The 12,739-nt window shown below is 71.9% G+C and carries 9 protein-coding genes; 2 read left to right on the forward strand and 7 right to left on the reverse strand.

Annotated features, from left to right (window positions below):
- Window positions 1–85: 85 nt before the first annotated feature.
- From WD341_RS16165 to WD341_RS16175, 3 genes are all read right to left on the reverse strand, one after another.
- Window positions 86–1,891 (reverse strand): acyl-CoA dehydrogenase, encoded by a 1,806-nt coding sequence (locus tag WD341_RS16165; RefSeq protein ID WP_368426509.1) that lies wholly within the window; start codon window positions 1,889–1,891, stop codon window positions 86–88.
- A 78-nt stretch (window positions 1,892–1,969) separates the two neighbouring features.
- Window positions 1,970–2,500: a DUF2249 domain-containing protein gene (locus WD341_RS16170; protein ID WP_368426510.1), complete on the reverse strand. Its 531-nt coding sequence runs from the start codon at window positions 2,498–2,500 to the stop codon at window positions 1,970–1,972.
- A 177-nt stretch (window positions 2,501–2,677) separates the two neighbouring features.
- A complete protein-coding gene (locus WD341_RS16175) occupies window positions 2,678–3,826 on the reverse strand; it encodes a helix-turn-helix transcriptional regulator (protein ID WP_368426511.1) in 1,149 nt (382 codons plus the stop codon).
- A 254-nt stretch (window positions 3,827–4,080) separates the two neighbouring features.
- On the opposite strand from WD341_RS16175, the gene WD341_RS16180 reads away from it, so the two are divergent.
- A complete protein-coding gene (locus tag WD341_RS16180) occupies window positions 4,081–4,590 on the forward strand; it encodes a cupin domain-containing protein (protein WP_368426512.1) in 510 nt (169 codons plus the stop codon).
- Between the two features lie 296 nt (window positions 4,591–4,886).
- Here the strand turns inward: WD341_RS16180 and WD341_RS16185 are convergent, their stop codons facing one another.
- The 3 genes from WD341_RS16185 to WD341_RS16195 form a co-directional block, all read right to left on the reverse strand.
- Window positions 4,887–6,488 (reverse strand): serine hydrolase, encoded by a 1,602-nt coding sequence (locus tag WD341_RS16185; protein WP_368426513.1) that lies wholly within the window; start codon window positions 6,486–6,488, stop codon window positions 4,887–4,889.
- A 177-nt stretch (window positions 6,489–6,665) separates the two neighbouring features.
- Window positions 6,666–7,640, reverse strand: a complete 975-nt coding sequence (locus WD341_RS16190) for an HNH endonuclease (protein WP_368426514.1) — start codon at window positions 7,638–7,640, stop codon at window positions 6,666–6,668.
- Between the two features lie 89 nt (window positions 7,641–7,729).
- Entirely contained in the window at window positions 7,730–9,172 is a 1,443-nt protein-coding gene (locus tag WD341_RS16195; protein WP_368426515.1) for an FAD-binding oxidoreductase, read from the reverse strand.
- A 365-nt stretch (window positions 9,173–9,537) separates the two neighbouring features.
- On the opposite strand from WD341_RS16195, the gene WD341_RS16200 reads away from it, so the two are divergent.
- Window positions 9,538–10,629 (forward strand): sigma 54-interacting transcriptional regulator, encoded by a 1,092-nt coding sequence (locus WD341_RS16200; RefSeq protein ID WP_368426516.1) that lies wholly within the window; start codon window positions 9,538–9,540, stop codon window positions 10,627–10,629.
- Window positions 10,630–10,650: 21 nt separating this feature from the next.
- Here the strand turns inward: WD341_RS16200 and WD341_RS16205 are convergent, their stop codons facing one another.
- Window positions 10,651–12,729, reverse strand: coding sequence for a DUF4157 domain-containing protein (locus WD341_RS16205; RefSeq protein ID WP_368426517.1), 2,079 nt, complete (start codon window positions 12,727–12,729; stop codon window positions 10,651–10,653).
- Window positions 12,730–12,739: the final 10 nt, after the last annotated feature.

The raw sequence follows: 12,739 nt of genomic DNA on the forward strand, positions 1-12,739 counted from the left end.
GCCGGAGTCCCGCCAAACGACGTGACGGGGCCAGTGTCTTGACGCCCTTCGACAGGCTCAGGGCGACGCGCAGGTGGGTCCCTCGTCAGAAGTCGGCTTCGGCCAGGGCCAGGGTGCTGCCGGCGCCCTGCGCAGCGGCGGCAGCGTTGGCGGCGACCTGGGGCAGGACCACGTCGGCGTAGAAGCGGGCGGTGACGAGCTTGGCTGACAGGAACGCCGCGTCGCCAGTGCCCTCGGCGAGGCGCGCCGCCGCCGCCTCGGCGCCCTTGCCGAGCAGCCAGCCGCCGGCCAGGGTGCCGAGCGCGCGCAGGTAGGCGCCGGCCCCGCTCGCCGCCTCGCGGGGGTCGCGTGCGAAGCTTTCGAGCAGCCAGTCGGTCGCCGCTTCGAAGGCGGTCAGCGCCTCGCCCAGCGCGGCGCGGATCGCGGGCAGGTCCGAAGCGGTCCCGCCGCCGTTTCCGCCCTCGACGAAGGCCCGTACCTCGGCCGCGAAGGCCCGGACCGGCTGGCCGTCGAGGCGGGCGATCTTGCGGCCGATCAGGTCGAGCGCCTGGATGCCGTTGGTGCCCTCGTAGATCGGGTTGATGCGGGCGTCTCGGTAGTGTTGTGCCGCCCCCGTCTCCTCGATGAAGCCCATGCCGCCGTGGACCTGGATGCCGAGCGAGGCGATCTCGACGCCGAGGTCGGTGCACCAGGCCTTGACCACCGGGGTCAGCAGCTCGACGACCTCGGTCTGGCGGCGCCGGCGCTCGCCGGCGTCGGGGTGCGCCCGCGCGAAGTCCATGCCGGCCACGGTGTAGTAGGCCAGCGCGCGCGCCGCCTCGGTCTGAGCCTTCATCAGCATCAGCGTGCGGCGCACGTCGGGGTGCTCGACGATCGCCACCGGCGCCGGGTCCTTCGAGCCGAGCGCGCGGCCCTGGACGCGCTGGCGAGCGTAGTCGCGGGCCTGCTGGTAGGCGCGCTCGGCGATCGCCACGCCCTGGATGCCGACGGCCAGGCGCGCGTTGTTCATCATGGTGAACATGTACTCCATGCCCCGGTTCTCCTCGCCGACGAGGAAGCCGGTGGCGCCGCCGTCGTCGCCGAAGGCCATGACGCAGGTCGGCGAGGCCTTGATGCCGAGCTTGTGCTCGATCGAGGCGCAGCGCAGGTCGTTGCGCTGGCCCGGGCCGCCCTCGGCGTTGGGCAGGAACTTCGGCACGATGAACAGGCTGATGCCCTTGGTGCCGGCCGGCGCCCCGGGCGTGCGGGCCAGGACCATGTGGACGATGTTCTCCGACAGGTCGTGCTCGCCGTAGGTGATGTAGATCTTCTGCCCGACGATACGGTAGCTGCCGTCCGCACCGGCCGGGGTGGCCCGGGTCTTGACCGCGCCGACGTCGGAGCCGGCCTGGGGCTCGGTCAGGTTCATGGTCCCCGACCACTCGCCGGCGATCATCTTCGGCAGGTAGCTCGCCTTCTGCTCAGGCGAGCCGTGGTGCTGCAGCAGCTCGACCGCGCCCATGTTGAGCAGCGGGCAGAGCGCGAAGGCCATGTTCGCCGAGTTCCACATCTCCGAGACCGCCGAGGCCAGCGCCCAGGGCAGCCCCTGGCCGCCGTATTCCGGGTCGAAGGGCAGGGCGTTCCAGCCGCCCTCGACGTAGTGGCGGTAGGCCGCGCGGAAGCCCTCGGGCGTGCGCACCACGCCGTTCTGGAAGACCGAGCCCTGCAGGTCGCCTAGCTGGTTGAGCGGCGCGATCTCCTCGGCGGCGAGTCGCCCCGCCTGTTCCAGCACCGCCTCGACCAGCTCCGGCGTCGCCTCGACGAAAGGCTCCAGCTCGGCGATCCGGCCGAGCCCGGCGATCTCCTGGAGCACGAAGCGCATGTCGTCGAGCGGGGCGCGGTAGTCGGTCATCGAAGGGCTCCGGGTGCTGGCGGGATCGAAGGCCTATGTAGCCCCCTGCCGTCGCACTGCCAACCGCCGGCCGCCGGCTCATGCCGCCCGGGGAAGGCTCCGCTCGCGCCGGAAGGCGATGCGCCAGCCGTCGGGCTCCTGCCGCGCCGCCGAGGTGAAGCCGCGCCGGCCGAGCAGGCGGCGCAGCGGCTGCGGGTGGAAGGGCGCGATTACCAGGAGCAGGCCGCCCTCGGCAAGGGCCTCGGCAGCGTCCAGGAGCGCCGGCAAGGGCTCGAAGCCGGCCTCGAAGATCGGCCGCGTGTCGACCAGGGCGTCGGGCTTCAGGCCCGCCCCCAGCTCTTCCCAGGCGACCGCCACGGGCGGCAGCGCCGGCGTCGCGGCGAGGCCCGGCAGGTCGGCGCCGTCGGCCAGCGCCACCAGGTCCTCGGGCGTGGTGGCGAGCATGGCGGCGACGTCGCCGAGCGAGAGGCGCCGCGCCGTCTCCTCCTCCAGCAGCACGCGCTGGAATTTGGCGACGCCGCCGTCGAGCTCGGCGAGGCGGTCGAAGAGGTCCTCGCGCGCCATCAGGGCGTCGAACCAGGCGGACTCGGCAGTGTGGGACGGGGGCATGGCGTTTCCTTTCGCCTCGCCGGGCTGTCTCCGGCGAGTCCCCCAAGTCTGCCCCGGAAGGAGTCGCGCCTCTTGTCCTGCAGCAAATGGCGGCGAGGTTGCGGCTTCCAGGGGATCGGTTCCGATGTGAGCGGCATGCTTGCCGGCGTCCTGGACCGTGCTCCGTCGGCCCCCCCCTCATTCCCGTGGGCTCCCGCTGACTTCCAGGACCAGGCGAACCAACTCAGCCTGGCGCTGGACTCCGAGCTTGTCGAAGATCCGCGAGAGATGCGTTCGCGCCGTGCCGAGGGAGATGCCGGCGCGAGCAGCAGCGGCCTGTCTTCCGTCGCCCCTCGCCACCTCCATCGCCAGGTTCGCTTCCGCCGGCGTCAGGTCGAAGCGGGTTCTGAGAGACTCCCTGGCCAGCGCTTGCTGACGCTCCGGGTCCGTGAGCGTGAGAACCGCAAGCTGCGATGAAAGCCCCAGCCAATCGGGCTCCGTTTCGCGGGGGCCGGTGTCGAGCGGCGCGATTTCGATGAGGAGCGGCGGGCGCTCCCGGTCGCGCGGGATCTTCAGGCTGCCACCCGCGGCTTTCCGCGAGATCGAGGGCCGGGCGCAGCCGGCGATCAACCGTCTCAGCCTCGCCGTCGTCGAGGCGTTTGTTCCGGCGAGCCGTCCGTTCTCGAGGAGCAGGCCGTCGCCGGCATCCAGGATGGTCTGGGCGACCTCGTTCGCCTCGACGCACCGGCCGGCCTCGTCGGCCAGGAGCGTGCCGCCCTGGACCGGCCCGCCGAGAGTGAGCGCGGCCTCGCAAGCGATGCTCGCGCGCTGCAGCCTGCGCTGAATCTCCACCGCGCGAACCAGATGCGGGACGATGGCCGCGAAGAGAGCGACCTCCTCGGCCGAAAATTCGGCCCGCTCCGACGATCGCTTGATGCCGCAGACCCCCGGGAGGCCGTCGTCGGTGAAGAGATTCACCCCCAGACCAGCCGTCCCCAGGCCGAGCGGGCGGTACCACTCGTTGTAGAAGGGCGTCCTGACCAGCTCCTCCCGTGGTGCAAAGCGCTCCGCGTGGAGGACGCACCCGATCGGCGCCCGGTTCGTGCGCTGCCACAGGATGTCGCCCCGTCCCCAGTGCTCCCGGTAGCTCGCCAGATGGGCGGGATCCATGCGCGGCGCGACCACGACGGCGGAACCCTGGGAGACATCGTGGATGCCCATCATCACCTGGGATCCGCCGACCGCGTCGGTGAGGGCGACCAGAGCGTCCGGCCAGAGGGCGGGATCGACCGCAGCGTCGTAGATGCGGTGGACGAGGCTTGGGACCTCCTCGCTGCTCCTGGCCATGGGAAGCCCTCGGTCAGTGGCAGCCGCGCCGGCCCGCGCAGAGCAGGCGTTCCTCAAGAAGGACTCCAAGCTCGCGAGAGCCGCACGACGTTGGCGCCTCCCGACTATACGACGAACGTCGCACGCGACAACCCGTCGGGACCGCCAAGCTTACAGGCGCGGGGTTGTCCAGGGCCGCGCCGCCCGTCCAGGCGTGGCAGAGTGATAGGCCTGCGGTCGTCCCGCCTGACGACGACAAGCAGAGGAGCGAGAACATGAGCATCTTCAGGACCGAGCCTGGCGCATCAGCCGGACGAACCGCCTGGATTTCGATGGTTGCCCTGGCGGCTGCCGGCTGCGCCATGGCGGCCGCTTCGCCCGCCCCCGCCGCCGAGGGGCATGCCGTCGTGCCGGCGGGGACCGTCGAATGGGGTCCCGGCCCGGCATCGATCGAGAAGGGAGCGGAGGCGGCCGTCCTCTATGGCGACCCCGGCGCGGAGGAACTCTTCGCGCTCCGCCTGAAACTGCCGGACGGCTACCACATCGCGCCCCATACCCACCCAAGGCCGGAGATCGTGACGATCATCTCTGGCACGCTCCTTCTCGGGACGGGCGAAGAGGCCGATCGCGCGACGGCCGAAGTACTCGAGACCGGGAGCTTCTTCGGCTTCGAGCCGGGCATGACCCACTACGTCTATGCGAAAGGCGAAACGGTCATCCAGCTCAACAGTATGGGGCCCTGGAGCATCGAGTACGTGAACGAGGACGACGACCCGCGCAGGTGAGAGCGCACGGGACTTGCGCCGTTCCGGACCTTGCGCAGGCCGGAACGTGCGCCTGCCCGGGCGGGTCTCGCCGTGACCCGAGGGGTGGTCATGCAGGGCGACACCGAGCGGCCGACCCCTGCAGAGGCGGCAGGCTTCGGGGGTCTTCTACGCCGCCTTCGCACCGGCACGGTGTCAGCCTCAATATCGCGCTCGATCGCTTCGGTCTCTCCGCCTCGGTGGCGATGGCGAGGGCGGTCAACGACCCGATCGCCGAGCCTCGCCTCGCGCCGAGGGTCTCCGCGGGCGCGGGCGCTCTACTGCCGGCTGAAGGTGCCGAGGCCGTTCTTGTCGAGGAACTCGACTGTGACGGCAGTGGCGCGGCCGATTCCGGCGCCCGCGAAGGCGACGCTGGAGAGCGAGCCGGCGGGAGCGTTCTCGCCGAACGGCACATAGGTGAAGGTGTCGCCGTCCCAGTGCGTTAGCGCGTGCGCCCGGCGCTCCGGCCCGAGCAGCAGGACGAGGGTCTCGCCGCGCTGCTCGACCACGGCCTCGCCGAAGTAGGCGTTGGCGTAGCGCCCGACGAAGGCCGAACGGGGCCGCGCCGGCTTCGGCGACGCCGGCCGCGGCTGTCCGACGAGGCTGCCGACCGGCGCCGTCATCTGCTCCATCCGCGCGCCGTAGGCCGGCAACCAGTCGCGCGTGACCTTCCCGAACTGGGCCAGGTCGGCAAAGCTCGCGGCCAGCGCCTCGACGGCGCCGATGGGGGCGGCATTGCTGAGCACCGCGATGCCGAGATCGAGCGAGGGAATCATCAGGAAGTTGGTCGCAGCGCCGAGGGCGAAGGCGCCGGAATGGCCGAGGCTGGTCCGCCCGGAGGGCTGCACCGCGACGTTGAAGCCGAAGCCGTAGAAGCTGGGCCGCGCGTCGGCGGCATAGGACGGCGAGGCGACCGACTGTGCGGTGATCGCGGGCAGCAGCGCCTTAGGCGCTATCAGCGGCCGACCCTCGTGGCGGCCGTTCGCCAGCACCAGGGCCATCCATTTCGCCACGTCCCGGACGCTGGCGCTGACGCCGCCGGCCGGCGACTGGGCGTCGGGCTGGCGCTGGTGGAGCGGCGCGTAGCCCTCGGGCCCCAGGACGTGGCCGTGGGCCCGGTTTTCGCGCGCCTCGAAATCGGCGAAGCGCGAGCTGGTCGCCGTCATTCCCAGCGGCCGGTAGAGCGACCGCTCGGAGAGCGTCGCCCAGTCGAGGCCGGCGGCCGCCGCCACCGCCTCGGCCGCCGCCGTCAGGCCGAAGTTGGTGTAGGCGTAGTGCGCGCGGAAGGGGTGCAGCGGCAGCAGGTGCAGGCGCTCCAGTACCTCGTGGCGGCCGTAGCCGAGGTCCTCGAGGTCGTCGCCGGCATGCTCCGGCAGGCCTGAGCGGTGGCCATAGAGGTCGCCGATGGTCACGCTCCGTCCGACCCAGGCGTCCGCGAGGGTGAACCAGGGCAGGTGCTGCGAGACGGGAGTTTCCCAATCGACTCCGGCAGCCAGCTGCTGTGCGACCACGGTGGCGCCGATGGACTTCGAGACCGAGGCGAGCTGGAAGACCGTGTCGGCATCGACGGCCGCCGGTTCGCCGCGCCGGCGCAGGCCGAAGCCCTTGGCATAGACCGTCTCGCCCCGATGCACGACGGCGACGGCCAGGCCCGGCAGCCCGCTGCGCTCCAGGAGCTCGGCCACCAGCCCGTCGAGCTGCGCCACCGCCCACTCGGCCTGCCCGGCGGGCACCGCCACGCCCGGCGTCTGCGGTGGCGGCAAGGGCTCCGCCGCGTCGGCCGGCGCCGCGGCAAAGAGGCCGGCAGGGAACAGACCGGCAGCGACCAGCAGGCAGGCGGCGAGCACGTTGCTCCCTGGGCGAGGGGCGGGAGTGGGCATCGGACGAACTCGCGCTGGTTGTCGGGCCCGTCATCAAGCAACGGCAGCCGCGCCGGGTCAACCTGTGCCTGGGCGGGTAGTGGGACCGTTTCAATTACGGTTGGCGGTATTCGCCATGGCTTGCCGTCTGCGCGCGCTCTCTCCGCTTGACCGCTCAGTCTTGCGGTTCGGCCCTCCTCACTCGATGAAGACTTCCTTTCGATGATAGGCGAGGTAGGAGCGCCGGGCAGACGCCATGCTGGTCATCTGCCACGCGGCAGCGGCTTCCGCGAGGCCGCGCTCCCGCCCGATGAATTGGTCCAAGCCGAGACGCTGCAGATCCCACTCGTCGACCCGCTTCGAAACCCGCGTTGCGCCGTCGTCCTCGAAGCTGATGAAGCCGCGGTCGAAGAGCAGGTCCACATCGGGCGTGAGCAGGAAGCCGTTGAACCCGTCGAGCCGCTCGTGCGCCGACTCGCAGACCCGCCAGGGCTTGATGTGGCTCGCGATCAGCAAGGAGGGATTGGTGATTCCCGTCACCCGGCAGAAGGGCTCGAGCGCTTCGACGTTGGCCCGGAAGCGCCCCTGGCCACGGCGGGCCTGTACGACGCTCTGCCTGATGGTCTCGTCCAATCCGGAGTCCTGGCGGATCCGGTCCTCGACGGCATCGTCGAGGCCTTCGACGACGGACTGGTATGTGAGGCTGTTCGCGCCGCCGCGCGCCAGAGCCTGGCGATCGAGGGAGGCTCCAGCGACGACCGTGTCGAAAACGCCCTCGGAAATCTCCGCCAGGTATGCGCCCTGGTTCCCCAGCCCCGTTGCGGGCCGGATGGGCGAATAGACGGTCGGCAGAAGCGGTCGCAGCACGTCGATCAGGTCTCGCGGGCGCACTGCGGGAAGGAGGGGAGTCCAGTAGACCGGCAGGTACCAACCGTCCTGGCTCCAGTTTTCTCCGATGCTGCCGAACTCTCTCGGCTTCGGGGCTGTCACGGCAAATTCCGTCACGCGTCCGATCTGTCGGACGTGCTGGTCCGAGTAGGAAATCACCAGGTCGCCCGGACTGGCGCGCCGCATGTTGTTGTAGAATTCGTTCCTCGTCCCACCTCGGCTGGTTTTGGGCGACCAGAGGTACTGTCCCTCGACTTCCTGGGTGGCCGTCTGCTTGTGATTCACCCACCAGTATCGCGGCATCGCGATCAAGCCCCGCTAGCCGAGGGACTCGAGGGGAAGAAGGTGCGGCTTGGACCGGGACGGCGCGCCGGTCACAGCACCTTGCCCCGGTTCATGATCCCGTGTGGGTCCAGCGCCTGCTTGACCGCGCGCATCAGGTCGAGCTCGACCGGGCTCTTGAAGCGGGCGTTCTCGGCCAGCTTGAGGCGGCCGATGCCGTGCTCGGCCGAGATCGAGCCGCGGTGGCGGTGGACGATGTCGTGGACCGCGCGGTTCATGGCGTCCCAGCCGGCCAGGAAGGCCTCGCGTTCGGCCGCGCCGCCGCCCTCGGGCTGGCTGACATTGAAGTGGATGTTGCCGTCGCCGAGGTGGCCGAAGGGCACCGGGCGGCAGCCTGGCACCAGCTCGCGGCACTTGGCCTCGGCTTCCTTCAGGAAGGCCGGCACCGCCGAGACCGGCACCGAGACATCGTGCTTGATCGAGCCGCCCTCGAACTTCTGCGCCTCGGTCAGGTTCTCGCGCAGCTGCCAGAAGGCGCGGCGCTGGGTCTCGCTCTCGGCCAGGGCGGCGTCGAGCACCGTGCCGTCCTCGTAGGCCGCCGCCAGCGCCTCCTCCAGCGCCTCGCGCAGGCCGCCGTCCTCGCGGCCGCCGAACAGCTCGACCAGCAGGTACCAGGGCTGCGGCGCCGACAGCGGGTCGCGGCAGCCCTCGATGTGGCGCAGCGCGAACTCCAGGATCAGGCGCGGGATCAGCTCGAAGGAGGTGACGCTCTCGCCCGAGGCGGCGCGCAGGCGGCCGAGCAGGGCCAGGGCCGCCGCCGGGTCGGGCACGGCGACGAAGGCGGTGACGACCTCGCGGGGCCGGGCGTAGAGCTTGAGCACCGCCGCCGTCACGACGCCCAGCGTGCCCTCGGAGCCGACGAAGAGCTGCTTCAGGTCGTAGCCGGTGTTGTCCTTGCGCAGCGCCCGCAGACCGTCCCAGATTCGCCCGTCGGGCAGCACGACCTCCAGGCCGAGCACCAGGTCGCGCATGTTGCCGTAGCGCAGGACCTGGACGCCGCCGGCGTTGCTGGCGATGTTGCCGCCGATCCGGCAGGAGCCCTCGGCGCCCAGGCTGAGGGGGAACAGGCGGTCGGCGGCGGCGGCGGCTTCCTGGACCTGCTGCAGGATGACGCCGGCCTCGACCGTGATCGTGAAGTTGTCCGCATCGAGCTCGCGAATCCGGGTCATGCGCTCCAGCGACAGCACGATCTCGTCGCCCTCCTCGAAGGGGATCGAGCCGCCGACCAGGGAGGTGTTGCCGCCCTGGGGCACGACGCCGACGCCGGCCGCGGCGCAGAGCTTCACGACCTCGGCGACCTCGGCCGTGCTGGCCGGGCGCACGACGAAGGCGGCCCGGCCGACGAAGCGGCCGCGCTCCTCGGCGAGGTAACGCGCCATGTCCGCCGGCGCGGCGACCACCCCCTCCTCGCCGACGGCGTCGAGGATCTGGTCGTGCAGGTTCTCGAAGGGCTCGGTGATCGCGGGCTTGGTCATGGGGCGAGCTTACGGCGGGCGCTTCCGCCCTGTCGATGGCCGACGCCCGGCCGGAGACGGCAGCTACCGGAAGTGGCGCCGCGCCGCCCCCTGCAGGCTACTTTTTGGCGCGCCGCGCGCGCCGGGAGGTGCTAGAATTTCCTACACTGAGTGGTGTCACGACTTTCATCGCCGCACCGGCGACGCGAGATTTCGTCCTGAGGCTGGGCTTCGGTCCGGCGGGTCGCCTGCGCCCTTGGGAAGGCGCCGCCCTGCAATTGGGGGATTGAACGAGGTTTTGGAGGCGCCGAGAGGGGCACCTCTTACTCCGGCCGCACCGAACGTTGGACCAGGCTGGTGGCAGGGGGAGTGCAGGCTTGTCAGAGATGTCACTCTTTCGCGATCTGGGCATTGTCGGGGCGTCGCCCTCCTTCCGCCGGATCCTCGCCTTCGTCGCCCGCTACGCCGTCTGCGACGTTCCGGTCCTGATCTATGGGGAGACCGGGACCGGCAAGGAGTTGGTCGCGCGCGCCCTGCACTATCTCAGCGGGCGGCGGGAGCGGCCCTTCGTGCCGGTCAACTGCGGCGCCCTGCCGGACTCCCTGCTTGAGAACGAGCTGTTCGGCCACAGCCGCGGTGCCTACACCGACGCAAGGGCGCAGCAGAAGGGGATGGTGGCGCTCGCAGAGGGCGGCACCCTGTTGCTCGACGAGGTCGACGCGCTGAGCTGCCGGGCCCAGGTCGCGCTGCTGCGCTTCCTGCAGGACCGGCGCTACCGCCCGCTCGGCGCCGAGGCGACGGTCCAGGCCGACGTGCGCATCGTCGCCGCCAGCAACGCCGACCTGCGCTGTCTGGTCGAGGCCGGCACCTTCCGACAGGACCTGCTGTTCCGCCTGGACGTGGCGCCGGTCGAGGTGCCGCCGCTGCGGGCGCGCGAGGACGACGTCCTGCTGCTCGCCGAACACTTCCTCCTCCGTTTCGCCCGGCAGTACGGCCGCCTGCCGGCGCGGCTCGGGCCGGACCTGCGCCGGACGCTGCTGGCCCATTCCTGGCCCGGCAACGTCCGCGAGCTGGAGAACGTCATGCACCGCGCCGCCATCCTGGCCGAGGAGGGGCGGCTCGACGCCCTCCCGCTCGGCGTGCTGGCAGGGATCGGTCGGGCGGCGCCGCTGGCCGTCGCCGACGGTCGCGGGGCGGGAGGTGCCGAGGAGGTCGGGCCGGAGGCGGCCGCGCCGTCCTCCGACGAAGGCGACTACGACGGCGGCCTGAAGCGGGCCAAGGCGCGCTGCCTCCGGGAGTTCGAGCGGCGCTATCTGGAGTGGCTGTTGTGCCGGACCCGCGGCAATGTCTCCGCCGCGGCGCGCACCGCCGGCACCGAGCGGCGCCATCTGGGGCGCATGATCAAGCGCGCCGGCCTGTCGCCCGAGATGTTCCGCCTGTCCGAGGAGCCGGCATGGGAGGGCGACCGCCACGGCTGATCCGGCCTGCGCGACGGCCCTTCACTTCATCTTCGGCGCGTTGAGCGCGGTGCCCAGAGGCACGCGGCCGAGCCGCTCCAGCTGCAGCAGGGTGCCCAGCTCGATCGGCACCTCCTTGCCCGGCGGGCCGACCAGCACGGCCACCTTGTAGCTGTAGGCGCCCCGGCTCTCGATCGCCTGGCCCGACAGCTGGTTGAAGTCGGCATCCTCCAGCATGAACTTTTCCGGCGCCCTCGACGCGAAGGCGTCGCGGTGGCCGACCTGAACGGTCGGGCCCTCCTCGCTGCCCGCGTAGCGGCCGGTCAGCGTCTCGCCGGCCTTGGTCTCGAAGCTGGTGGTGCGCCAGTCGCGGGCGGTTCCTCCGCCGGGGGCCGAGACCTCCACGGTCAGGACGTGCAGGGGGTGCGCGGGATCCGAAACCTTTTCGAGCTGCTCGGCGAGCCAGGGCCCGGTGGCGGCGCGCTGGCGCGTCTCGCCGGCCGGCGGCTGCCAGGCAGGGTCGCTCGAGTAGGCGGCGCCGCCGAGCGGGGGTGAGGACCGCGGCAGGGCTTCGACGGCCGGCCTCGACACCGGGTAGGGCAGGACCGTGTTCTCCGTGGCGCCCATCGGCCCGCGCTCGCCGCCGCCCGGCGGCCTGCGCATCGGCGTGGAGGGCGGCCGGAGAGTCGGTATCGCGGCCGGTTCCGGCGACGACGCGTCCGGCCTCGGCATCGGCACGGTTTGGGGGGCCGGCGCGACGGTGCCGCCCGGCCCGGGCGCGGTCGTTCGCGCTGGTCCGGCATAGCGCCAGGCGCCGACCGGATTGACCGGTCCGACGACCTCGGGCGTATAGGTGTTCCGCAGGGCCGTGGCCTGGGCGAGGTTGCCCGCCGTGTTGGAGAGCCCCGCCCCGAAGGCGGCGGCGGCGGCGATCTTCCGGGGGTCGTCGGTGAAGAGGCTGGCGACCTGGGCGCCGACGGCGCCCAGGAAGGATCCGGTGACGTGGCCGAGGCCCGAGGTCCAGGCCGCGTCGAAGGCGTCCCGTGCCCGACGCTCCTCGGCGTAGCGGCTGCTCCTGCCGGTCTGCTCCTGGGTCTGGTACTGGGCGCCCTGATAGAGGCCGCGCGCTTCTCGCCAATGGGTGTCGTACTTCAGCAGGGCCGTCCTGACGCAGGTGCGGTAGGTCTCCGGCCTGGTGTGCCAGCTCGGCAGGTCGCAGCCGAAATGCCGGACGATGTGCAACAGGCCGCCCTGGCCCAGCAGCTCCAGGATAACGCTTTTGGCGTAGCGGTGCTCCTCGAGCCGCCGCGCCAGCAGCAAGGCGTTGTCGTGCCGGGTCTCCTCCTGGTGAGCCAGACGGGCTTCCTCCAGCTTCCGCTCTTCCTGCCGCCCAGCCTCGAGCGCGCTGTGGTACGGATCGGTTTCGGGCTCCCAGCAGGGCCCCCCGCCGCAGAGGAACCGAGGGTCCGACAACAGCGGCAGGCCGGGCTGCGGCGGCCCCGAAAGAGCGGGCGCCTCCTCCTCTTCCTCCTCGAGGTCGGGGTCCGGTGCGCGCTGGATCGCCTGGGCGCCGCCGGCCTGCTGCACGACGTGCGCCAGCTCGTGCGCCAGAAGCCGGCGACCCTCGCCGCTCGCGGGCGAATACCGTCCGTCGGCGAAGGCGATGTGGCTGCCGACCGTATAGGCGCGGGCCGAGAGGTCCCTGACGGCCTGTGACGCGCGTCCGTCGGCATGCACCCGCACGCCGCGGAAGTCCTGCCCGAAGCGCTGCTCGAAGTAGGCGCGCGTCGCCGGGTCGTGCGGCGGCCCGCGGGTGCGGAGCGCCGCGAGCGCGCCGGCCGTCGCCGGCGCGCCGGCAGCCCATCCCCCGCCAGGCGCGGCGGGCGCCGACTCGAACAGGGCCTCGTCGGAGAGGCTCGTCGCCCTGCGGGCAACCTCCTCGGCCTGCCGCTCCGCCGGGGCGTCGCGCGCCGCACCCGGCTCCGTCATCAGCCGGATCATCGCCTGGTTGCCGACCCCCGGCGGTGGCGGGCGGTGCGGCGGGGCGCCGGGGACAGGCGCCGAGGCGGTCTTGCGGAGGTCGGGCTTCGGCAGGGGCGTCTGGCGCCGGGACGGGGACATCGCCGCCTTC

This window comes from Tistlia sp. (assembly GCF_040905785.1).
In the GTDB taxonomy this organism is placed as follows: domain Bacteria; phylum Pseudomonadota; class Alphaproteobacteria; order Kiloniellales; family DSM-21159; genus Tistlia.

Bases quoted from the DNA above. Each gene is read 5' to 3' on its own strand.
- WD341_RS16165 (WP_368426509.1), bottom strand. From the start codon at position 1,891: ATGACCGACTACCGCGCCCCGCTCGACGACATGCGCTTCGTGCTCCAG.
- WD341_RS16170 (WP_368426510.1), bottom strand. From the start codon at position 2,500: ATGCCCCCGTCCCACACTGCCGAGTCCGCCTGGTTCGACGCCCTGATG.
- WD341_RS16175 (WP_368426511.1), bottom strand. From the start codon at position 3,826: ATGGCCAGGAGCAGCGAGGAGGTCCCAAGCCTCGTCCACCGCATCTAC.
- WD341_RS16180 (WP_368426512.1), top strand. From the start codon at position 4,081: ATGAGCATCTTCAGGACCGAGCCTGGCGCATCAGCCGGACGAACCGCC.
- WD341_RS16185 (WP_368426513.1), bottom strand. From the start codon at position 6,488: ATGCCCACTCCCGCCCCTCGCCCAGGGAGCAACGTGCTCGCCGCCTGC.
- WD341_RS16195 (WP_368426515.1), bottom strand. From the start codon at position 9,172: ATGACCAAGCCCGCGATCACCGAGCCCTTCGAGAACCTGCACGACCAG.
- WD341_RS16200 (WP_368426516.1), top strand. From the start codon at position 9,538: ATGTCACTCTTTCGCGATCTGGGCATTGTCGGGGCGTCGCCCTCCTTC.
- WD341_RS16205 (WP_368426517.1), bottom strand. From the start codon at position 12,729: ATGTCCCCGTCCCGGCGCCAGACGCCCCTGCCGAAGCCCGACCTCCGC.